At 68.6% G+C, this 20830-nt stretch carries 18 protein-coding genes; all 18 read right to left on the bottom strand.

Annotation, left to right across the window (positions count from 1 at the left end; genetic code table 11):
• Positions 1–51: 51 nt before the first annotated feature.
• Positions 52–1620: an NADH-quinone oxidoreductase subunit NuoN gene (gene nuoN, locus QSK35_RS13695; protein WP_285745871.1), complete on the bottom strand. Its 1569-nt coding sequence runs from the start codon at positions 1618–1620 to the stop codon at positions 52–54.
• A gap of 1 nt (position 1621) precedes the next feature.
• Positions 1622–3181, bottom strand: a complete 1560-nt coding sequence (locus QSK35_RS13700) for an NADH-quinone oxidoreductase subunit M (RefSeq protein WP_285745872.1) — start codon at positions 3179–3181, stop codon at positions 1622–1624.
• Entirely contained in the window at positions 3178–5112 is a 1935-nt protein-coding gene (gene nuoL / locus QSK35_RS13705; RefSeq protein ID WP_502881650.1) for an NADH-quinone oxidoreductase subunit L, read from the bottom strand. The genes QSK35_RS13700 and nuoL overlap by 4 nt, the downstream gene beginning before the upstream one ends.
• A 10-nt stretch (positions 5113–5122) precedes the next feature.
• Positions 5123–5422, bottom strand: coding sequence for an NADH-quinone oxidoreductase subunit NuoK (nuoK, locus tag QSK35_RS13710; RefSeq protein WP_146357436.1), 300 nt, complete (start codon positions 5420–5422; stop codon positions 5123–5125).
• Positions 5419–6261, bottom strand: coding sequence for an NADH-quinone oxidoreductase subunit J (locus QSK35_RS13715; RefSeq protein WP_285745875.1), 843 nt, complete (start codon positions 6259–6261; stop codon positions 5419–5421). Before QSK35_RS13715 ends, nuoK begins: the two co-directional genes overlap by 4 nt.
• Complete coding sequence (gene nuoI / locus QSK35_RS13720) at positions 6258–6779, bottom strand: NADH-quinone oxidoreductase subunit NuoI (protein WP_285745877.1); 522 nt, start codon at positions 6777–6779, stop codon at positions 6258–6260. The genes QSK35_RS13715 and nuoI overlap by 4 nt, the downstream gene beginning before the upstream one ends.
• Positions 6766–8067 (bottom strand): NADH-quinone oxidoreductase subunit NuoH, encoded by a 1302-nt coding sequence (gene nuoH / locus QSK35_RS13725; protein ID WP_285745878.1) that lies wholly within the window; start codon positions 8065–8067, stop codon positions 6766–6768. Before nuoH ends, nuoI begins: the two co-directional genes overlap by 14 nt.
• Positions 8064–10505: an NADH-quinone oxidoreductase subunit G gene (locus QSK35_RS13730; protein ID WP_285745880.1), complete on the bottom strand. Its 2442-nt coding sequence runs from the start codon at positions 10503–10505 to the stop codon at positions 8064–8066. The genes nuoH and QSK35_RS13730 overlap by 4 nt, the downstream gene beginning before the upstream one ends.
• Positions 10502–11782: an NADH-quinone oxidoreductase subunit NuoF gene (gene nuoF, locus QSK35_RS13735; RefSeq protein ID WP_285745882.1), complete on the bottom strand. Its 1281-nt coding sequence runs from the start codon at positions 11780–11782 to the stop codon at positions 10502–10504. Before nuoF ends, QSK35_RS13730 begins: the two co-directional genes overlap by 4 nt.
• A 7-nt stretch (positions 11783–11789) precedes the next feature.
• A complete protein-coding gene (gene nuoE / locus QSK35_RS13740; RefSeq protein WP_285745884.1) occupies positions 11790–12506 on the bottom strand; it encodes an NADH-quinone oxidoreductase subunit NuoE in 717 nt (238 codons plus the stop codon).
• Entirely contained in the window at positions 12503–13873 is a 1371-nt protein-coding gene (locus QSK35_RS13745; protein ID WP_285745885.1) for an NADH-quinone oxidoreductase subunit D, read from the bottom strand. Before QSK35_RS13745 ends, nuoE begins: the two co-directional genes overlap by 4 nt.
• Positions 13870–14610, bottom strand: coding sequence for an NADH-quinone oxidoreductase subunit C (locus QSK35_RS13750; RefSeq protein WP_285745887.1), 741 nt, complete (start codon positions 14608–14610; stop codon positions 13870–13872). Before QSK35_RS13750 ends, QSK35_RS13745 begins: the two co-directional genes overlap by 4 nt.
• The gene (locus QSK35_RS13755; protein ID WP_053733219.1) at positions 14607–15158 is read right to left on the bottom strand and encodes a NuoB/complex I 20 kDa subunit family protein; all 552 of its coding nucleotides are present in this window, start codon (positions 15156–15158) and stop codon (positions 14607–14609) included. The genes QSK35_RS13750 and QSK35_RS13755 overlap by 4 nt, the downstream gene beginning before the upstream one ends.
• Before the next feature lie 7 nt (positions 15159–15165).
• Complete coding sequence (locus tag QSK35_RS13760; RefSeq protein WP_285745890.1) at positions 15166–15531, bottom strand: NADH-quinone oxidoreductase subunit A; 366 nt, start codon at positions 15529–15531, stop codon at positions 15166–15168.
• A 1064-nt stretch (positions 15532–16595) separates the two neighbouring features.
• Positions 16596–17861, bottom strand: a complete 1266-nt coding sequence (locus QSK35_RS13765; protein ID WP_285745892.1) for a geranylgeranyl reductase family protein — start codon at positions 17859–17861, stop codon at positions 16596–16598.
• 46 nt (positions 17862–17907) lie between these two features.
• Complete coding sequence (locus QSK35_RS13770; RefSeq protein ID WP_285745894.1) at positions 17908–18609, bottom strand: demethylmenaquinone methyltransferase; 702 nt, start codon at positions 18607–18609, stop codon at positions 17908–17910.
• Between the two features lie 28 nt (positions 18610–18637).
• Positions 18638–19735: a glycosyltransferase gene (locus QSK35_RS13775; protein WP_285745897.1), complete on the bottom strand. Its 1098-nt coding sequence runs from the start codon at positions 19733–19735 to the stop codon at positions 18638–18640.
• Positions 19732–20817, bottom strand: a complete 1086-nt coding sequence (locus QSK35_RS13780) for a glycosyltransferase family 4 protein (protein WP_285745898.1) — start codon at positions 20815–20817, stop codon at positions 19732–19734. Before QSK35_RS13780 ends, QSK35_RS13775 begins: the two co-directional genes overlap by 4 nt.
• Positions 20818–20830: the final 13 nt, after the last annotated feature.

The raw sequence follows: 20830 nt of genomic DNA on the forward strand, positions 1-20830 counted from the left end.
AACCCCGTCACCTCGCGCTCGCTACTGGTCACACCTGAAGCCTACGTACACCTAGAAGATGAACGCGCCAGCCCCCGCCCAATCGAGCACGAACGTGGGCCACAGACCCAGCACCAGCGTGACGGCGGCACCGAGCGTGATCGCGATCGTGGTGAACGCGCCCGGCACGCTGACGGTCGGGCCGTCCGCCGCGGGCTCGCTGAAGTACATCAGCACGATCACCCGCAGGTAGAAGAACGCCGCCACGGCCGAGGCCACGAGGGCGATCACCACCAGCGGCGTCATGCCGGCGTCGATGGCCGCGGTGAACACCACGAACTTGCCGATGAACCCACTGGTCAGCGGGATACCGGCCAGTGCGAGCAGCAGGAACGTGAACACGCCGGCCACGACCGGCGACCGCTTCGCCAGGCCCGCCCACTGGGACAGGTGCGTCGCCTCGCCGTCCGAATTCCGGACCAGCGACACGACACCGAACGCGGCGATCGTGGTGAAGCCGTAGGCCAGCAGGTAGAACATCGTGCCGCTCAGGCCGGACGGCGACAGCGCGATCGACCCGATCAGCAGGAAGCCCGCGTGCGCCACGGACGAGTACGCGATCATGCGCTTCACGTCGGTCTGCGTGAGACCCAGCACCGCGCCGATGACCATCGACACGATCGCCACGCCCCACAGCACGCCGCGCCACTCCCACTGCGTGTGCTGGAACGCGATGGTCAGCACCCGCAGGATGCCGCCGAACGCGGCGACCTTGGTGCAGGCCGCCATGAACGCGGTGACCGGCGTCGGCGCACCCTGGTACACGTCCGGGGTCCAAGCGTGGAACGGGCCGACCGAGGCCTTGAACAGCAGACCCACCACCAGCAGGCCGAAGCCCGCGAAGAGCAGCGTGTCCGAGCGGTTCGTGCCGCCGGTGGCGTTCGCGATGTCGGTCAGCTTCACCGAGCCCGCGTAGCCGTAGAGCAGCGCCAGGCCGTACAGGAAGAACGCCGACGCGAACGCGCCGAGCAGGAAGTACTTCACCGCGGCCTCCTGCGACAGCAGGCGGCGACGGCGGGCCAGGCCGCACATCAGGTACAGCGGCAGCGACAGCACTTCGAGTGCGATGAACATCGTCAGCAGGTCGTTTGCCGCGACGAAGACCATCATGCCGCCGAGCGCGAACAGCGTGAGCGGGAACACCTCGGTCTGCATGCCGGTCTTCGCGGCCTGCGCGCGGTCCTGCACGGTGCCGGGCCGGATCGCGGCCTGCGCCACGAACGAGCCGCCCGGTTCGACCGAGCGGTCGGCGATCAGCAGGATCGCGCCGAACGACAGCACAAGCAGCGTGGCCCACAGGAAGACCGCGGGCTTGTCGACGGCGACCGTGCCGGAGAGCGTGACCTGGCCCTGCGGCGGCACGACCTCACCGACCGCCACGTAGATCAACGAACCGCCGGCGCCGACGATGGTGATCAGCGACAGCAGCAGCTGCGCGGTCCACCGCTGGTGCTTGGGCAGGAACGCCTCGAGCAGCACGCTGACGCAGGCCGCGCCGAGCACGATCAGGATCGGCGCGACGGCCGCGTAGGCGATCTCCGGTGGAGTGATCTTGTCCACCTGGGCGAGGAACGACGTCACGTCACTTGCCTTCCTGCACGGGGTCGGTCACGCCGACCTCGGTCAGCGTCGCCCCGACGGACGGGGTGACGACGTCCAACACCGGCTGCGGATAGAAGCCCAGCAACAGCACGAGCGCCACGAGCGGCGCCAGCACGGCGATCTCGCGCTTGTTCAGGTCCATCGACACGGTCGACGGGTCCGCGGTCGCGCCGGGACCACCGGTGGCCAGCAGCGCGTCGCCGCGCAGCGGACCGGTCATCACACGCTGGTACAGCCACAGCACGTACAGCGCGGCGAGCACCATGCCGACCGTGGCGATGATCGTGTACACCGGCCGCGTCGGGAACGAGCCCAGCAGCACCAGGAACTCGGAGACGAACGAGTTGGTGCCCGGCAGCGACAGCGTCGTCAGACCCGACAGCAACAACATGCCCGCCAGCAGCGGCGCGACCTTCGACATGCCACCGTAGTCCGCGATCGACGTGGAACCGCCGCGCGCGATGACCATGCCGATCACGAGGATCAGCATTCCGGTCGAGATGCTGTGGTTGAGCATGTACGACACCGAGCCCACGCCGGCCTGCGACGTGAACGAGAAGATGCCGAGCGCGATGAAACCGAAGTGCGCGATCGACACGTACGCGAGGAACCGCTTCATGTCCCGCTGGCCCGTCGCAAGCAACGATCCATAAAGGACACCGGCGACCGCGAGCACCAGCACCAGCGGCGCCAGCTGCTTCGAGGCCTCCGGGAACATCGGCAGGTTGTAGCGCAGCATGCCGAACGTGCCGACCTTGTCCAGGATGCCGACGACGATGACCGTGACGCCGATCGGCGCCTCGGCGGCCGCGTCGGGCAGCCAGGTGTGGAACGGCACGAGCGGCGCCTTGATCGCGAACGCGAGGAAGAAGCCGAGGAACAGCCAGATCTGCGTGGTGGAGTCCGCGTCGCGGACCACGGTCACCAGGGTCGCCCAGTCGAACGTGCCCTTGCCGATCTTGTCCTGCGCGAGGATGTAGCACCCGATCGCGGACGCCAGCATGATCAGGCCGCCGAGGAACGAGTACAGGAAGAACTTCACCGCCGCGTACTGCCTGCGGGCGCCGCCGTAGCCGCCGATCAGGAAGTACATCGGGATCAGCATGACCTCGAACAGCACGTAGAACAGGAAGACGTCGGTGGCGGCGAAGACCGCGACCGTGATGGCCTCCTGCAGCAGGATCAGCCCGAGGTAGCCGCCGGCGCTGCGGCCGGACGGCAGCTTCTCCGCCCAGCCCGCGCCGATCACCAGCGGGATCAGCACCGCGATGACCGCGATCATCACGAGCGCGATGCCGTCGATGCCGAACGACAGGTGCACGCCGAACGCCGCGATCCAGTCGACCCCGCTGGTCAGCTGGAGCCGCTCACCGCCGGGCTCGTACGCGATCCACAACAGGACCGCGAGCACCAGTTCGACGACGGAGAACGCGAGCGCGACGAGCTTCGCCTTCGCGTCGTCGCGGCGCAGGAACGGCAGCGACACCACCAGCGCGCCGACGAGCGGCACGAGCAGCAGCGCGATCAGAACCGAGCTCACGAGTACCTCACCACCAGGAGCGCACCGAGCACGAAGAACGTGCCCAGCAGCATGGACAGCGCGTAGGAGCGGACGAACCCGGTCTGCAGCCTGCGCAACCGGCCGGAGCTACCGCCGAGCAGCGCCGCGGTCCCGTTCACGAGACCGTCGACGCCCTTGTTGTCGAGGAACACCAGCGCGCGGGTGAGCCAGGTGCCCGGCCGCGCGAACAGCGCCTCGTTCAGAGCGTTGCCGTACAGGTCGTTGCGCGCCGCGCGGACCGGGAAGGCCACGCGGGCGGGCGCCTCGACCGGCTGCGTACCGCGTCCGAAGAGGAGGAACGCGATGGCGACACCGACGAGCGAGAAGGCGATGGTCAGGATGGCGACCATGCCGTGCGAGATGACGCCGTGCGCCTCCTGCAGCTCGCCCAGCGACGGCGAGAGCCACTCCGCCAGGCGGTTGTCCGTCGCGAAGTACCAGCCGGCGCCGATGGAGCCGATCGCCAGGATGATCATCGGAACGGTCATCGACAGCGGCGACTCGTGCGGGTGGTACTCGCGGCCGTCCTCGCTCTTGAGGTCCTTCCAGCGCGGCTTGCCGAGGAACACCAGGATCATCAGGCGCGTCATGTAGAACGCCGTCAGCCCGGCGCCGAGCAGTGCCGCACCACCGAAGACCCAGCCCTGCCAGCCGTGCGCGGAGAACGCCGCCGCGATGATGGCGTCCTTCGAGAAGTAGCCGGAGAACGGCGGGATGCCGATCAGCGCCAGGTAGCCGAGGCCCCACGTCACGAACGTGATCGGCAGGTACTTGGCCAGGCCGCCCATCCGGCGGATGTTGCCCTCGTCGTTCATGCCGTGCATGACCGAACCGGCACCGAGGAAGAGCCCGGCCTTGAAGAAGCCGTGCGTCAGCAGGTGCATGATGCCCAGCGCGTAGCCGATCGGGCCGAGGCCCACCGCCAGGATCATGTAGCCGATCTGGCTGACCGTCGAGTACGCCAGGACCTTCTTGAAGTCGTCGTAGGCGCAACCGATGATGCACCCGATCAGCAGCGTGACGCCGCCGATGATCATGACGACCAGGCGGCCGGTCTCGTTCAGGTCGTAGATCGGGTGCGACCGGGCGATCAGGTACACACCCGCGGTGACCATCGTTGCCGCGTGGATGAGGGCGGACACCGGGGTCGGGCCGGCCATCGCGTCCGGCAACCACGCCTGCAGCGGGAACTGACCGGACTTACCGCAGGCACCCAGGAGCAGCAGCAGCGTGATCGCGAGGACCTCGCCGGTCGAGAACTCACTGACGCGGCTGAAGACCTTGGCGTAGTCCGTGGTGCCGAGGCGGTTGAACATCATGAAGATCGCGATGGCGAGACCGAGGTCGCCGACGCGGTTCATGAGGAACGCCTTCTTGGCCGCGGACGCCGCCTCCGGTTTGTACTGGTACCAGCCGATCAGCAGGTACGACGCGAGACCGACGCCCTCCCAGCCGAAGTACAGGGTCACGAAGCCGTTGCCCAGCACCAGGAGCAGCATCGCCGCGACGAAGAGGTTCAGGTAGCCGAAGAACTTCCGGCGGCCTTCCTCGTGCGCCATGTAGCCGATCGAGTAGACGTGGATCAGCGAGCCGACGCCGGTGATCAGCAGCACGAACGTCAGTGACAACGGGTCGAGGCGCAGCGCGAAGTCGACCTTCAGCGCGTTGATGTCGACCCAGTTGAACAGGAGCAGCTCGCTCGTCCGCTCCCCAGACTGCCCGAGGGTGGCGAAGAACAACACGGCGCCGTAGACGAACGCGCCGATGACCGTCGCGCAGCCGAGCAGGTGACCCCACTTGTCGGTGCGCTTGCCACCGATCAGCAGCACCGCCGCGCCGAACGCGGGCAACGCGAGCAACAACCAGGCGAGACTGCCGATCCCGCTGGCCGCGGCAACAGATTCCGTCACCGGTGACCTCTCAGTACTTCAGCAGGTTGGAGTCGTCGACCGAGGCCGAGCGACGCGTGCGGAAGATCGACATGATGATCGCCAGGCCCACCACGACCTCGGCGGCGGCGACGACCATCACGAAGAAGGCCATCACCTGCCCGTTGAGGGAGCCGTTGATCCGCGCGAACGTCACCAGGCTCAGGTTCACCGCGTTGAGCATGAGCTCGACGCACATGAACACGACGATGGCGTTGCGCCGCACCAGAACACCGACCGCGCCGATGCTGAACAGCAACGCGGACAACAGGAGGTAGTACGTGGGCGTCATGACTCGCTTCCCTTGAGCGCGTGCGCGTCGGCCTCGTGGGCGGTGCCCGCGACCTCGGCGACGTCGTCGGCGAGCTGCTCCTTGGCGGTGGCCTCGATGAGCTCGTTGAGCGACTCGGGGGCCACGGAACCGTCCGGCAGCAGCGCCGGGGTCGCGACCGAGTTGGCCGTCGCGAAGACACCCGGACCGGGCAGCGAGCCGACCCGCTTGCCCTGGAAGCGTTCCTCGACGAGCTGCTTCTGCGTCTTCTTGCCGCTCTTCCCGTGCCGGTCGGAGAACGCGAGGATCATCGCGCCGACCGCCGCCGTGATCAGCAGCGCGGACGTGAGCTCGAACGGGAACAGCCAGTCGGTGAACAGCGACGTGCCGATGTTGGCCACGTTGCCGCCGCCCGCGGTGTTCTGCTCGGCCAGGCCGACCGGCTGCACCTCGGTGAGCGCGCGGGCCAGCGACCCGACGACCAGGCCGGCGAAGCCGACGCCGAGGACCGCCGCGGCGAGCCGCTGTCCTCTGAGGACCTCGACCACCGAGTCCGAACTGTCCCGGCCGACCAGCATCAGCACGAAGAGGAACAGCATCATGATCGCGCCGGTGTAGACGATGATCTGCACGAAGCCGAGGAACGGCGCCTGCTGGACCATGTAGAGCACACCGAGGCTGAGCATCGTCAGCACCAGCCACAGCGCGGAGTGCACGGCGTTCTTGGCGAACAGCATGCCCAGCGCGCCGGCCAGCGCCAGCGGGCCGAGGATCCAGAACGCGATCGCCTCACCGGTCGTGACGACGTCGGCGGCGCGCTCGGTGACCTCGGGCTGCAGCGCGAGCAGGAGGGCGCTCACTGGCGGGCCTCCTTCTCCAGCCGCGGGCCGTTGACGTAGTAGTCCTGCTCGTTCTCGCCGAGCCGCATCGGGTGCGGCGGCTGCTCCATGCCGGGCAGCAGCGGGGCGAGCAGGTCCTCCTTCGTGAAGATCAGGTCCTGCCGGTTGTCGTCGGCGAGCTCGTACTCGTTCGTCATCGTGAGCGAACGCGTCGGGCACGCCTCGATGCACAGGCCACAGCCGATGCACCGCAGGTAGTTGATCTGGTAGTCCTTGCCGTACCGCTCACCGGGCGAGTAGCGCGCGTCCTCGGTGTTGTCGCCGCCCTCGACGAAGATCGCGTCGGCGGGACACGCCCAGGCGCACAGCTCGCAGCCGACGCACTTCTCCAGGCCGTCCGGGTGCCGGTTCAGCTGGTGACGCCCGTGGAACCGCGGTGCGGTGACCTTCTTGACCTCGGGGTACTCCTCGGTGACCACCTTCTTGAACATCGTCCCGAAGGTGACGCCGAAGCCCTTGACGGGATCAAACATCCCCATCGCCGGCCTCCTTCCCAGTGGTAACCGCGGCCTTTTCCTTGGGCAGCTTGGCCGCCTTGACCGACTTCTTCGGCACGGCCTTGGGGACGCGCAGGTCCAGCGGCGGCACCGGGTAGCCGGAGCCGGCCAGCGGGACCGCGTTCTCGTCGACCTGCTTCTTGTCCGGCAACAGCACCGAGACGAGCAGCAGGATGCCGACGACGACACCGAAGACGATCAGCAGCTGCTGGGTGGTGAAGCCGCCCTCGGTCTTCCACGCGCGGACGGTGGAGACGAGCACGATCCAGATCAGGCTGCCGGGCACGAGTGCCTTCCAGCCCAGGCGCATGAACTGGTCGTAGCGCAGGCGGGGCAGCGTGCCGCGCAGCCAGATGAAGAGGAACAGGAAGAACAGCGTCTTCGCGACGAACCAGAGCAGCGGCCACCAGCCGGTGTTCAGCACGCCGTCGCCGATCGCGGACAGCGGCCACGGGGCCCGCCAGCCGCCGAGGAACAACGTCGTGGCGAGCGCGGAGACCGTCACCATGTTCACGTACTCGGCGAGGAAGAACAGCGCGAACTTCAGCGAGCTGTACTCGGTGTGGAAACCACCGACGAGCTCGGACTCGGCCTCCGGGAGGTCGAACGGCGCGCGGTTCGTCTCGCCGACCATGGAGATCACGTAGATCAGGAAGCTCGGGAAGAGCAGCCAGGCGAACCAGCCGGACTCCTGCGCCTTCACGATCTCCGCGGTGGACAGCGAGTGCGAGTACATGACGACCGCGATGATCGACAGACCCATCGCGATCTCGTACGAGATCACCTGCGCGGCGGACCGCAGCGCGCCCAACAGCGGGTACGGCGAGCCGGACGCCCAGCCGGACAGCACGATGCCGTAGACGCCGACCGACGAGCACGCCAGCACCACCAGCACGCCGACCGGCAGGTCGACCAGCTGCAACGCGGTCTGCTCGCCGAACATCGTGACCTCGCCGCCCAGCGGGATCACCGAGAACGCGAGGAACGCGGGGATGCAGGAGATCACCGGGGCGAGGAAGAACACCCACTTGTCCGCGAGAACCGGGCGGATGTCCTCCTTGAACGCCAGCTTCAGGCCGTCCGCGAGCGACTGCAGCCAGCCGTTCGGGCCGACCCGGTTGGGGCCGGGCCGGTGCTGCATGCGGGCAACGACCTTGCGCTCCCAGTTGATCATGAAAAGGGTCATGACGACGAGGAAGGCGAAGATCCCGACGACCTTGATCAGGATGAGCCAGACCGGGTCGTCAGCGAGGAGTTCCTGAGTGGTCATGCCTTCCCTCCGGTGACCTTGACGACCGAACCGTGTCCGGCGGCGAGGTTGCGGACCTTCACGTCACCCGAGTTCGTCGGCACCCACACGACACCGTCGGGCAGGTCGTCCGCCTCGACCGGCAGCGTCACCGAACCGCGCACGGTGGAGACGGTGATCTCCCCGCCCAGCTCGACGCCGAGGTGCTCGGCCGTCGCCGCGGAGACCTTCGCGACCACCGGACGCGCGGTGCCCGCCAGGTGCGGCTCGCCGTCCTGCATCGAGCCGTTGTCGATCAGCCGCCGCCACGTCGCGAGCACGGCCTGGCCGTCCTTCGGCGGGGACAGCAGCGGGGCGGCGACGTTCGGCGCCGACGCGTCCGCGACGTTGTCGCCGAGCCGGGCCAGGTCCGCCGCGGCGGCCGCGGGCGTCTGCGTGAACAGGTCCGCGTCCATCTCGACGCCGAGGGTGTCGAGCACGCGGCAGTCCGGCAGTGCGCCGGTGCCTTCGAGCGTCGTGCCGAACTCGCGGCGGCGGCCCTCCCAGTTGAGGTAGCTGCCGGACTTCTCGACCGCCGGGGCGATCGGCAGCACGACGTTCGCGTGCGCGGTGACCGCGCTCGGCCGCAGCTCGAGGCTGACGACGAACGCGGCGGCCGACAGGGCCTGCTCGGCCAGCTCCGGGTCCGGCAGGTCGAACGGGTCGACGCCGCCGACCACCAGGCCGTCGAGCTCGCCGTTGGCCAGCGCCATGAGGATGCCGTTGGTGTCGCGACCCGGCTTCGCCGGGATCGAGCCCTCCTCGACACCCCAGGTGCGCTCGACCTCGGTTCGCGCGGCCGCGTCGCTCACCAGCCGCCCGCCGGGCAGCAGGTTCGGCGTCGCGCCGACCGCGAGCGCACCGCGTTCACCGGCGCGGCGCGGGATCCAGGCGACCTTGGCGCCGGTCCGCTCGGCCAGCTTCGCGACCGCGGTGAAGGCGCCGGGGATCTCGGCGGCGCGCTCGCCGACGAGGATCACCGCGCCGGGCTTCGACAGTTCGTCGACGACGTCGGAAGCGTGCTCCGGCAACGCGTTCAGCGCGGCCGGCTCACCACCGGGCACGCAGGCGAGCAGCGTGCCGAACGTCTTCTCGACGGCCGGGGAGGTGAACTGGCCGAGGTGGAAGACCTTCGTCTTCTTGTTCCGCGCGGCCTTGCGCAGCCGCAGGAAGACGATCGGCGCCTCCTCCTCGGGCTCGAACGCGACGAGCAGCGCGGCCGGTGCGGCCTCGATGCCCTTGAACGTCACGCCGTTCTCCGGGGAGGTGCCGACCACGTGGCTGGTGAGGAACTCCAGCTCCTCCTGCGAGTGCGGCCGGGCGCGGAAGTCGATGTCGTTGGTGCGCAAGGCGATCCGGGCGAACTTCGAGTACGCGTAGGCGTCCTCGACGGTCAGCCGGCCACCGGTCAGCACGCCGACGCCGAACGCGTCCCGCGCCTCCGCGAGACCCGCGGCCGCGATCTGCAGCGCCTCGGTCCACGACGACTCACGCAGCTCGCCGGATGCCGCGTCGCGCACCATCGGCCGGGTGAACCGGTCGTCGGAGGTCGCGTAGCGGAAGGCGAAGCGGCCCTTGTCGCAGATCCACTCCTCGTTGACCTCGGGGTCGTCGCCCGCGAGCTTGCGCTGCACCTTGCCGCGCCGCCAGTCCGTGCGCTCGGCACAACCGGAGGAGCAGTGCTCGCAGACGCTCGGGGTGGACACCAGGTCGAACGGCCGGGCGCGGAAGCGGTAAGCCGCCGACGTGAGTGCACCGACCGGGCAGATCTGGATGGTGTTGCCGGAGAAGTACGACTGGAACGGCTTCTCCTCAGCGACACCGACCTGCTGCTGCGAACCGCGCTCCAGCAGCTCGATGAACGGGTCGCCGGCGATCTGCGCGGAGAACCGCGTGCAGCGCTGGCAGAGCACGCAACGCTCGCGGTCGAGCAGCACCTGCGTGGAGATCGGGATCGGCTTCGGGAACGTCCGCTTGTGCTCGTGGAACCGCGAGTCCGTGCGGCCGTGCGCGAGCGCCTGGTTCTGCAGCGGGCACTCGCCGCCCTTGTCGCAGATCGGGCAGTCCAGCGGGTGGTTGATGAGCAGCAGCTCCATCACACCCTGCTGCGCCTTGTCCGCGACCGGCGAGGTCAGCTGCGTCTTCACGACCATGCCGTCGGCGACGGTCATCGTGCAGGACGCCTGCGGCTTCGGCATCGGCCGGCCGCCCATCTCGACCTCGACGAGGCACTGGCGGCAGGCGCCGGCCGGGTCGAGCAGCGGGTGGTCGCAGAACCGCGGGATGACGATGCCGAGTCGTTCCGCCGTGCGGATCAGCAGCTCGCCCTTGGGCGCGACGACCTCCAGGCCGTCGATGACGAGCTTCACGTGGCCCTCGGGCACAACGATCTCAGTGCTCTTGTCAGGGGCGATGGTCATGCGTTCGCTCCAGCCAAAGCCTTGGAGTTCTGGTCGCAGAGCGCGAGGAACTCGTCCTTGAAGTACTTGATGCCACTGGTGATCGGGCTGACCGCGCCGTCACCCAGCGCGCAGAACGAGCGGCCGAGGATGTTGTCGCAGACGTCGAGCAACGTGTCGATGTCGCCCGCCGTGCCCTCGCCGCGCACCATGCGCTGCAGGATCTGTACCAGCCAGTACGTGCCCTCGCGGCACGGCGTGCACTTGCCGCACGACTCGTGCTTGTAGAACTCCGTCCACTTCATGACGGCCCACGGCACGGACACGGTCTCGTTGAAGATCTGCAGCGCGGTCGTGCCCAGCATCGAGCCGGCCTCCGCGGCGCCCTCGAAGTCCAGCGGGACGTCGAGGTGCTCGGCGGTGAACAGCGGCGTGGACGAACCACCCGGCGTCCAGAACTTCAGCGGGATGCCGTCCTTCATGCCGCCCGCCATGTCCAGCAGCTCGCGCAGCGTGGTGCCCATCGGCGCCTCGTACTGGCCGGGCCGCGTGACGTGACCGGAGAGCGAGAAGATCTTCGGGCCGGGCGAGCGCTCACGGCCCATCTCGCGGAACCAGTCCGCGCCGCCGTTGACGATGAACGGGACGGACGCGATGGTCTCGACGTTGTTCACGACCGTCGGCGCGGCGTAAAGCCCTGCCGTGGCGGGGAACGGCGGCTTGAGTCGCGGCTGGCCGCGGCGGCCCTCCAGCGAGTCGAGCAGCGCGGTCTCCTCGCCGCAGATATACGCGCCGGCTCCGGCGTGCACGACGACGTCGAGGTCGAAGCCGCTGTCGAGGATGTTCCGGCCGAGGTAGCCCTTGGCGTAGGCCTCGCGGACCGCCGCGTTGAGGCGGCGGATGCAGTGCAGGACCTCACCGCGCACGTAGATCGCGGCGAAGTTCGCGCGGATCGCGTACGACGTGATGATGATGCCCTCGATCAACGAGTGCGGGTCGGCCATCATCAGCGGGATGTCCTTGCAGGTCCCCGGCTCGCCCTCGTCGGCGTTGATGACGAGGTAGTGCGGCTTGCCGTCGCCCTGCGGGATGAAGCCCCACTTCATGCCGGTGGGGAAGCCCGCGCCGCCGCGGCCGCGCAGCCCGGAGTCCTTGCACTGCTGGATGAGCTGGTCGGGGTGGGCCTTCAACGCCTTGCGCAGGGCGGTGTAGCCGTCGGTGCGCTCGTACGTCTCGATGGTCCAGGACCTGGGCTCGGTCCAGCGCTTGGTGAGAACGGGAGTCAGCGGGTTTGCCATGTCGTCCCTACTTCTTTTCCGGGATCGGCGGGAACTCGGCGTTCTCCGGCATGGCCGGTGCGTCCCAACCCTTTTCCTGCGCGAGCCGCGCGCCGCGCAGCGTCTCCGCCGCCGCGGACGGACCGTCCAGGTCCGCGTCCCGGCCCTCGAAGAAGCCCGCCAGCTGCAGTTCGGCCTGCTTGAAGTCGGTGAGCGGCGCACCGCGCGTCGGTGCGGGCTTCTCCCCGTTCTGCAGGGCCTTCACGAGTTCCAGCGCCGTGTCCGGCGTCTGGTTGTCGTAGAACTCGTAGTTGACCTGGAGCACCGGGCCGAGGTCACACGCGGCGAGGCACTCGGCGTGCTCCAGCGTGATCGAGCCCGGCGTGCCCGGCTCGCCCGCGGTCTCCTCGTGGCCGACCTTCAGGTGGTCCTTGAGCTTGGCGTAGATCGCGTCGCCACCCAGTGCCGCGCACAGCGTGTTCGTGCAGACGCTCACCAGGTGCTCACCGCACGGGCGGCGCTTGTACATGGTGTAGAACGTCGCGACCGCGCTGACCTCGGCCTCGGTCAGGTCGAGCTGGCCCGCGCAGAACCGGATCCCGGCCTGGCTGACGTAGCCCTCGACCGACTGCACGAGGTGCAGCATCGGCAGGAGCGCGGACCTCGCCTGCGGGTAGCGGGCCATGATCGCCCGCGCCTTGTCGACGGTGTCCTGCTCGAACACGGTCTCTTGTGCCTGAGTCATCGGTCGCAACCACCCATCACCGGGTCGATAGAGGCCACCGCGGCGATGACGTCGGCGACCATGCCGCCCTCGCACATCGCGGGCATCGACTGGAGATTCACGAAGCTTGGTTCCCGCACGTGGACGCGCATCGGACGCGTGCCCCCGTCGGAGACGATGTGGTAGCCGAGCTCACCGCGGGGCGACTCGATCGGCACGTACACCTGGCCCGCCGGAACGCTGAAGCCCTCGGTCACCAGCTTGAAGTGGTGGATCAGGGACTCCATGGACTGGCCCATGATCTTGCGGACGTGCTCGAGCGAGTTGCCCATGCCGTCCGGGCCGATCGTGAGCTGTGCGGGCCACGCGATCTTGGCGTCCTCGACCATGACCGGACCGGGCTCGGCGAGCTTGTCCACGGCCTGGGCGATGATCTTCAGTGACTGGTGGATCTCCTCGACGCGCAGCAGGTACCGGCCGAAGCCGTCCGCCGTGTTCGCCGTCGGGACCTCGAAGTCGTACTGCTCGTAGCCGCAGTACGGCTCGACCTTGCGCAGGTCCCACGGCAGACCCGCGGAACGCAGGATCGGGCCGGTGACACCGAGCGCGAGGCACGCGTCGACGGGCAGGTAACCGATGCCCGCCAGCCGGTTCTTCCAGATCGGCTGACCGGTGAGCAGCTTGTCGTAGTCCGGCAGCCGCTTGTTCATCAGCTTGAGGAAGCTGCGGATCGTCTCGATCGAGCCGTCCGGCAGATCCTGCGCCACACCGCCGGGGCGGATGAACGCGTGGTTCATCCGGAGACCGGTGAGGAACTCCAACAGGTGCAGGACTTCCTCGCGCTCGCGGAAGCCGGAGGTCATGCCGGTGAGCGCGCCGAGCTCCATGCCGCCGGTGGCGAGGGCCACGAGGTGCGAGCTGATCCGGTTGAGCTCCATGAGCAGCACCCGGATGACCTGCGCGCGGTTCGGCACGGTGATGCCGAGCAGCTTCTCCACGGCGAGGCAGTAGGCGGCCTCGTTGTGCAGCGGCGCCAGGTAGTCCATGCGGGTCACGAAGGTGACGCCCTGCACCCAGTTGCGGTACTCGACGTTCTTCTCGATACCCGTGTGCAGGTAGCCGATGACGCTGCGGGCGTGGGTGACCGTCTCGCCCTCGAGCTCGAGCACGAGGCGCAGCACGCCGTGCGTCGACGGGTGCTGCGGGCCGAGGTTGATGACGATGCGCTCGTCGCCGGCCGCGTCGGTGAGGACGTCGTCCCAGTCACCGCCGGAGACCGTGTAGACGGTGCCCTCGGTGGTCTCGCGGGACTGCGCGGGTTCGACGGTGTCGCGCCCGGTCTCGCTGGTGTCCGTGCCGGTGGTGACGTCGGAAAGTCGTTCGCTCATGAGTAGGACCGCCTCTGGTCCGGCGGAGGGATCTCCGCGCCCTTGTACTCGACCGGGATCCCGCCGAGCGGGTAGTCCTTGCGCTGGGGGTGGCCGTCCCAGTCGTCCGGCATGAGGATGCGGGTCAGCGACGGGTGGCCGTCGTAGATGATCCCGAACATGTCCCACGCCTCCCGCTCCTGCCAGTCGGCGGTCGGGTAGACCTCGACGACGCTGGGCACGTGCGGGCTGTCGACGTCGACCGCGACCTCGAGCCGGATGCGGCGGCGGAAGGTCATCGACGTCAGGTGGTACACGGAGTGCAGCCGCTGCGGCACGTCCGCGCCGTAGTCCACACCGGACACCGAGCTGCAGAGCTCGAACCGCAGGGTCGGCTCGTTGCGCGTGATGCGGCAGACCTCGAGCAGCTGGTCCGGCCGGATGTAGAAGGTGATCTCGCCGCGGTCGACCGTCACCTGCTGCACGGTGTCCGCGGGCAGGCCCTTGTCCGTGATGGCGGAGAACAGCTCGTCCGCGACCTCGTCGAACCAACCGCCGTACGGCCGCTCGCTGGGCGCGGCGACGTGCGCGGGCAGCCGCAGACCGCCGAAGCCGGAGGTGTCGCCGGAGCCGCTGACACCGAACATGCCCTTGCGGGCCTTGCCGGCGGAGATCGGCGCCTTCTCGGCCGCGTCGGTCGTCTCGAGCCCCTCGACGGCGCGCTGGGCGCTGGAGTGCTCGTCGCCTGGCTGAGTCACTTCTTCCTCGCAAAACGCTCGGAGGACGGAATGAGGTCGGTGCGGTAGCCGGAGTCGGCGAGCGCCTTGGCCCGGACCGCGTTCAACGGCTCGTCCATGATCTTGGCGTGGATCTTGAGGATCGCGTCCATGAGCATCTCGGGCCGCGGCGGGCAACCGGGCAGGTACATGTCGACCGGCACCACGTGGTCCACGCCCTGCACGACGGCGTAGTTGTTGAACATGCCGCCACTGCTCGCGCACACGCCCATCGCCAGCACCCAGCGGGGCTCGGGCATCTGGTCGTAGATCTGCCGCAGCACCGGCGCCATCTTGTTGGTGACGCGCCCCGCGACGATCATCAGGTCCGCCTGCCGGGGCGAGGCACGGAACACCTCCATACCGAACCGCGCCAGGTCGTAGCGCGGTCCGCCGGTCGTCATCATCTCGATGGCGCAGCAGGCCAGGCCGAACGTGGCAGGCCAGAGCGAGGACTTGCGGGTCCAGTTGACCAGCTTCTCCACGCTGGCCAGCAGGATGCCGTTCGGGAGCTTCTCCTCGAGACCCATGACTTCCTCAGTTCCAGTCCAGGCCGCCGCGACGCCACACGTAGGCGTACGCGAAGCCGACCGTGGCGATGAACAGGGCGATCTCCACCAGCCCGAAGAAGCCGAGCTTGTCCGCCGCGATGGCGAACGGGTAGAGGAACACCATTTCGATGTCGAACAGGATGAAGAGCATCGCCGTCAGGTAGTACGCGACGGGCATGCGGCCGCCACCCACGATCGGCTGCGGACTCGGCTCGATGCCGCACTCGTAGGCATCCAGCTTGGCCCGGTTGTACCGCCTCGGGCCGATGTAGGGGGCCGCCGTCACCGAGAACAGGGCGAAGGCCCCGGCGAGGGCGAACATCAATACGAGGGGGAGGTAAGGGTCCAGCACTCTCCGTCGTCCTTTCCTCGCGGTCGTCCGCACCCTAAGGGGCCTCGGTGCGGGCTTCGTTTGTTAGGCGGACCTAACAAACGCTTGTGAAACAGTTCACAAGCAAGTTCAGCTTGTTGTGAAGTGATTCACAAGGCCGGTGGCCAGTGTAGAACTCGCCGAAATGGCGTACGTCACAGGGTCTGACCTGCGGCTTCTCTCGTTCGGACACATACGGAACTTGTTCGGTCCGTTTGTCGCCTGATTGGAGTAATTCTCGGCGGGTTTAGCAGGGGTTATGTCAGGTGGGCAAGGGGCGCTTCGTCGTCACATTTCACAGTGGATTGCTGGGGGGTGCTTGCTATTGCGTGCACGGTCTTGCGTTTGGGGCCACGTTGGCTGGCGGTGTCGTGGGGCGCTGCGTCTTCCGGGGGCGCCTTCGGCGCCGCGATTGGGCCTTGACTTGGGGCCCCTCGCGGCGTGGTGGGCCGGCTCCGCCGGCAGATGCAAGATCTGCCGGCCCGACAAGGGCTACCACGCCGCACCCCAAGTCAAGCCCCAATCGCGTTTCGTACGTGCCCACCAGACGCGCCCCACTCTGGGTGCGTGGTCGCCTTCGCTGCGGTCGCACATCCCGCCAACACGCGATGCGAAGCTAGCCCCCACTCCGCGCGCGCCAGCGCGCACAACCACCAGGTGGTGGGCCCCTCCCGTCGCATCGCAGGCGAAGCCCTGCCGCATCCGAGACCCCAGGTCAAGCACGCTTTTCGCTTGACCTGGGGTCTCGGATGTGGCTGCCTCAGGTGCGATGCGACGGGAGGGGCACACCACCATCAAGGCGACCCACTACGAAACGACACCACGCATGGGCCCCTCTTTGAGCTGAGCCGGGGTCCGGGGCGGAGCCCCGAGCAGTAAAAGGCGACCACGCACGAAACCGGCAGCCAAGGAAAGTCAGCGCGTCGCACTAGCAACCCACCACGGGAACCGCCGCGTCAACACAAACGCAAGCCCCACAGGGGTCCCCCCGCAAGAAGCACCCCTTGCACATACCCAACCACAGGGGTCCGACAACCCAGGAGGCGTCAGGCGCTAGGCGCCAGCTTCGTAGCAGCCGTGATGACGCGATCCATAGCGTCCCCATCCTTGGGGTCGTACAACCCAGCCAGCAACTTGAGCACCAGCTTCATCAACGTCTTACGAGGCATCCCGTACTTGGTCGCAGTCCGCATGATCACCGGATTCCCGATGAGCTTCGAGAAGATGTTGCCCAACCGGTAGTAGGACCCAAGAGCCTGCTCGATCCGCAGCGGATACCCATGGAGAGCCTGCTCCCGGTTGTACCCGGTACGAGCCATGGCCTGCACGATCGACTCAGAGGCGATGCGCGCGGACTCCATGGCGTAGCCAATGCCCTCACCGTTGAACGGGTTCACCATCCCGCCCGCGTCACCAACGAGCACAAGCCCGTCCCGGTAATGCGGCTTGCGGTTCAGCCCCATCGGCAGAGCCGCACCACCGATGCGGGACGTGGCGTTCTCCTCCCGGAACCCCCACTCCTCAGGAGTGTTGTCCAGCCAGGAACGCAACAACGCGCGGTAATCCGTAGTGCCGTAGGCCTTCGAGGTAGACAGGATGCCCAGGCCCACGTTCACACTGCCGTCGCCCATACCGAAGATCCAGCCGTACCCAGGCAGCAGGGTGCCGTCGTTGGACCAAAGCTCCAGGTGCGACTCGAGGTAGTCGTCCTTGGTGCGCGGAGACGCGTAGTAGCGGCGAACCGCCACACCCATGGGCTTGGCGTCGTCCTTCTGCAGACCCACGGACAGGGCCAGACGCGCGGACACGCCGTCGCAGCCCACGACGATGGGAGCCCGATAAACACGGACTTCCTTCTCGGGCCCGACCTTGGCCTCCACGCCAACCACGCGGCCGCCCTCGACAAGAGCCTTGGTGACCGTCGTCTGCTCCTGCAGGCGAGCGCCCGCCTTGACGGCCGTGTCGGCCAGCAGGGAGTCGAAGTCCTGGCGGGGGCGGACGACGCCGTAGTTGGGGAACGTGGCCAGGTCCGGCCAGTCCAGCTCCAGGGTCACGCCGCCGCCGACCACGCGCAGACCGCGGTTGTGCAGCCAACCGGCTTCCTCGCGCGTGTCGATGCCCAGGTCGATCAGCTGCTTCACGCCGCGCGGGGTGAGGCCGTCGCCGCACACCTTCTCGCGCGGGAAGGTGCTCTTCTCCAGCAGCAGGACGTCGATGCCCGCGCGCGCCAGGTAGGTGGCCGCCGTGGAGCCCGCTGGGCCGGCACCGACGACAATGACCTCGGCGTCCTCGTTGGCTGCGCGCCTGCTCATCCCCGACTCCTTGTGCATCCGTTCACAAAGTCACTCGGGAACGAGTCTAGTTGGCGGTCCCTGAGGGTTTGGTCGCTCGGTGCAGGGCCACCATGCCGCCCGTCAGGTTGAACCAGGCGACGTCCTCCCAGCCCGCCTCCGAGATGAGCTCGCCGAGTGTGCGCTGGTCGGGCCACGCGCGCATGGATTCGGCCAGGTACTCGTAGGCCTCCGGGTTCGACGACACGAGTCGGCCGATGAACGGGAGGATCCTCAGCAGGTACCGCATGTAGACGAAGCGGAACGGTCTGAAGACCGGGGTCGACACCTCGCAGATCACCATTCGGCCGCCCGGCCTGGTCACGCGGGCCATCTCGCGCAGGGCGGCGACGGTGTCCTGGAAGTTGCGCAGGCCGAAGGAGACCGTGACGGCGTCGAACGCGCCGTCGCGGAACGGCAGGCGCAGTGCGTCCGCGGCGACCTTCGGGACGTTGCGGTGGGCGCCGCCGCGCAGCATGCCGATCGAGAAGTCGGCGGCCACGCACCAGGCGCCGGACTCGGCGTACTCGACCGTGGACACCGCGGTGCCCGCGGCCAGGTCGAGCACCTTCTCGCCGGGACGGGCGTCGAGCACGCGCCTGCTCCACTCCCGCCAGCGGCGGTCGAACCCGAGGGTCATCACCGAGTTCGTGCGGTCGTAGCCCTGGGCAACGCCGTCGAACATCGACGCGACCTCGCGCGGGTTCTTGTCAAGACCTGCTCGCGACATGTCCCGAAGACTAGGTCACCTGCCCAACTCAGAGAACTCGGAGGGCGGACAGCATGCCGTCCACCGCCGCCTCCCACGGGTACTCCTCGGCACGAGCCCGCGCCGCCTCGCGCGACCCGCTTTCCAGCAGGTCGGAGACCGCGGAGGCGAAGGCCGGGGCGTGGTCGGCGACGGCCGCGCCGCACGACGGACGCACGATCTCCCGGAGAGCGGACGACTCGGACACCACGACCGGCGTACCGCTGGCGAGCGCCTCCAGGGCCGCGAGGCCGAACGTCTCGTGCGGACCTGGGGCGAGCGACACGTCGGCGGAGGCCAGCAGCGACGCGACGTCGGACCGGTCCTTGACGAACCCGAGGAACGTCACCGGCAGGCCCTGCGCGCGCTTCTCCAGCAACGCCCGCCGAGGCCCGTCGCCCGCGATCACCAGGCGCGCGGACACCCCGGCGTCGTGCAGTTCGGCGAGCGTGTCGACGGACCGTTCGACGTGCTTCTCCGGCGACAGGCGTCCACAGTGGACGATGAGGGACTCCTTGCCCTGCAACAGGGTCGACCGCAGCTCCGAGGAGTGGTTCAACGGCGTGAACGTGCGCAGGTCGACGCCGAGCGGCACCTGGGCGAGGTTGCGCGCGCCGATCCGATCGAACTCCTCACGCGCGAAGGACGTCGTGCAGACGACCGTGTCGTAGGACGCCGCCATGCGCGCGTTGGCCCAGTCCGCACCCGCCCGCGCCGGGCCGGGTGGCAGGACGAACGACAGCAGACGGTCGAGCCGTTCGTGTGAGATCACCACGCTCGGGATGCCTCGCGAGAACGCCCAACGGCCCATGCCGCGCAACGTCAGCCGGTCGGACACCTCGAGCCGGTCCGGGCGGTGCCGTTCCAGCAAAGCCTTGACCCGCCACGGATCCACGACGCGGTAGCCACCGGTGCCGGGGACCTTCACGGCGGGCAGCGTGATCCGCCGGACGCCGCTGGGCAGCAGTTCGTCGCACCGCGACGAACCCGGCACGACGAGCACGACCTGGTGCCCCGCGGCCACGTAACCCGCGCCGAGGTGGTGCAGCGCGGTGCGCAGGCCGCCCGAGCGCGGACCGTAGAAGTTGGCGAGCTGGACGATCCTCATGCAGCCCGGTATTCCGGCAGGTCCATCACCGCGGTGTAGTGGCCCATCAGCTCGTCGCACACCCGCGGCCACGTCCGGTTCAGCACCGACCGGCGCGCGGCCTCGCCGAACTGCTTGCGCAGCAACGGGTCGCGCAGTCGTTCGACGCCCTCGCGCAACGTGATCCGGTCGCCGAACAGGAACCCGCTGCGGCCGTGCTCGACCAGGTCGCGCGGGCCGCCGGCGTCCGGGGCGAGCACCGGCACGCCGGATGCCATCGCCTCCTGCACCGCCTGGCAGAACGTCTCGTGCGGCCCGGTGTGGACGAACACGTCGAGCGACGCGTACGCCTCCGCGAGCTCGACGCCCTTGCGGAACCCGAGGAACTCGGCGTTCGGCAGCTGTTCGCGCAGCATCGGCATGTCCGGCCCGTCGCCGACGATCTTCAACCGGACACCGGGCATGTCGGCCAACTCGGTCAGCCGGAACACCTGCTTCTCCGGCGCGAGCCGGCCGACGTACCCGACGACGATCTCGTCGTTGTCCCGAACGCGACGCTCGGGGTTGAACAGCTCGGTGTCGACACCCCGGCCCCAGCGATGCACCCGCGGCACGCCGTGGTCGCGCAGCGCGTCGACCGCCCACGTGGACGGGGCCAGCGTGCGGCAGGCCAGCGTGTGCAGGCGTTTGGTCCACCGCCACGCGGCGCGCGCGGTGAGCCCGAGCCCGTAGTTGCTCGCGAACCCGGCGATGTCGGTCTGGTAGACCGCGATGGTCGGCAGCCCGAGCTTGCGCGCCGCGGACAACCCGCGGGCGCCGAGCACGAACGGAGACGCGAGGTGCACGACATCGGGCCGGAAGTCCACGAGTGCCTTGAGCACCTTGCGCGTCGGCACACCGACCGGAAGGCTCGTGACCATCGGCAGATCGACCGCGGGCACCCGCACCACCTGCGTGCCCTCGTGCTCGTCCTCGCCCGCGCCGGGAGCGATCACGATGGCCTTGTGGCCGAGTCTGCGCAGGTGTTCGAGCACGCGCAGAACGGAGTTGGTGACTCCGTTCACCTGGGGCAGGAAGCTCTCCGTCACGATCGCTACGCGCACGCCGATCACGGTG

The sequence above is a fragment of the Lentzea sp. NBRC 105346 genome (genome assembly GCF_030269605.1).
GTDB lineage: Bacteria > Actinomycetota > Actinomycetes > Mycobacteriales > Pseudonocardiaceae > Lentzea.

Bases quoted from the DNA above. Each gene is read 5' to 3' on its own strand.
- nuoK (WP_146357436.1), bottom strand. From the start codon at position 5,422: ATGACGCCCACGTACTACCTCCTGTTGTCCGCGTTGCTGTTCAGCATC.
- QSK35_RS13775 (WP_285745897.1), bottom strand. From the start codon at position 19,735: ATGAGGATCGTCCAGCTCGCCAACTTCTACGGTCCGCGCTCGGGCGGC.
- nuoH (WP_285745878.1), bottom strand. From the start codon at position 8,067: ATGACCACTCAGGAACTCCTCGCTGACGACCCGGTCTGGCTCATCCTG.
- QSK35_RS13730 (WP_285745880.1), bottom strand. From the start codon at position 10,505: ATGACCATCGCCCCTGACAAGAGCACTGAGATCGTTGTGCCCGAGGGC.
- QSK35_RS13745 (WP_285745885.1), bottom strand. From the start codon at position 13,873: ATGAGCGAACGACTTTCCGACGTCACCACCGGCACGGACACCAGCGAG.
- nuoE (WP_285745884.1), bottom strand. From the start codon at position 12,506: ATGACTCAGGCACAAGAGACCGTGTTCGAGCAGGACACCGTCGACAAG.
- nuoF (WP_285745882.1), bottom strand. From the start codon at position 11,782: ATGGCAAACCCGCTGACTCCCGTTCTCACCAAGCGCTGGACCGAGCCC.
- QSK35_RS13770 (WP_285745894.1), bottom strand. From the start codon at position 18,609: ATGTCGCGAGCAGGTCTTGACAAGAACCCGCGCGAGGTCGCGTCGATG.
- QSK35_RS13755 (WP_053733219.1), bottom strand. From the start codon at position 15,158: ATGGGTCTCGAGGAGAAGCTCCCGAACGGCATCCTGCTGGCCAGCGTG.
- nuoI (WP_285745877.1), bottom strand. From the start codon at position 6,779: ATGGGGATGTTTGATCCCGTCAAGGGCTTCGGCGTCACCTTCGGGACG.
- QSK35_RS13765 (WP_285745892.1), bottom strand. From the start codon at position 17,861: ATGAGCAGGCGCGCAGCCAACGAGGACGCCGAGGTCATTGTCGTCGGT.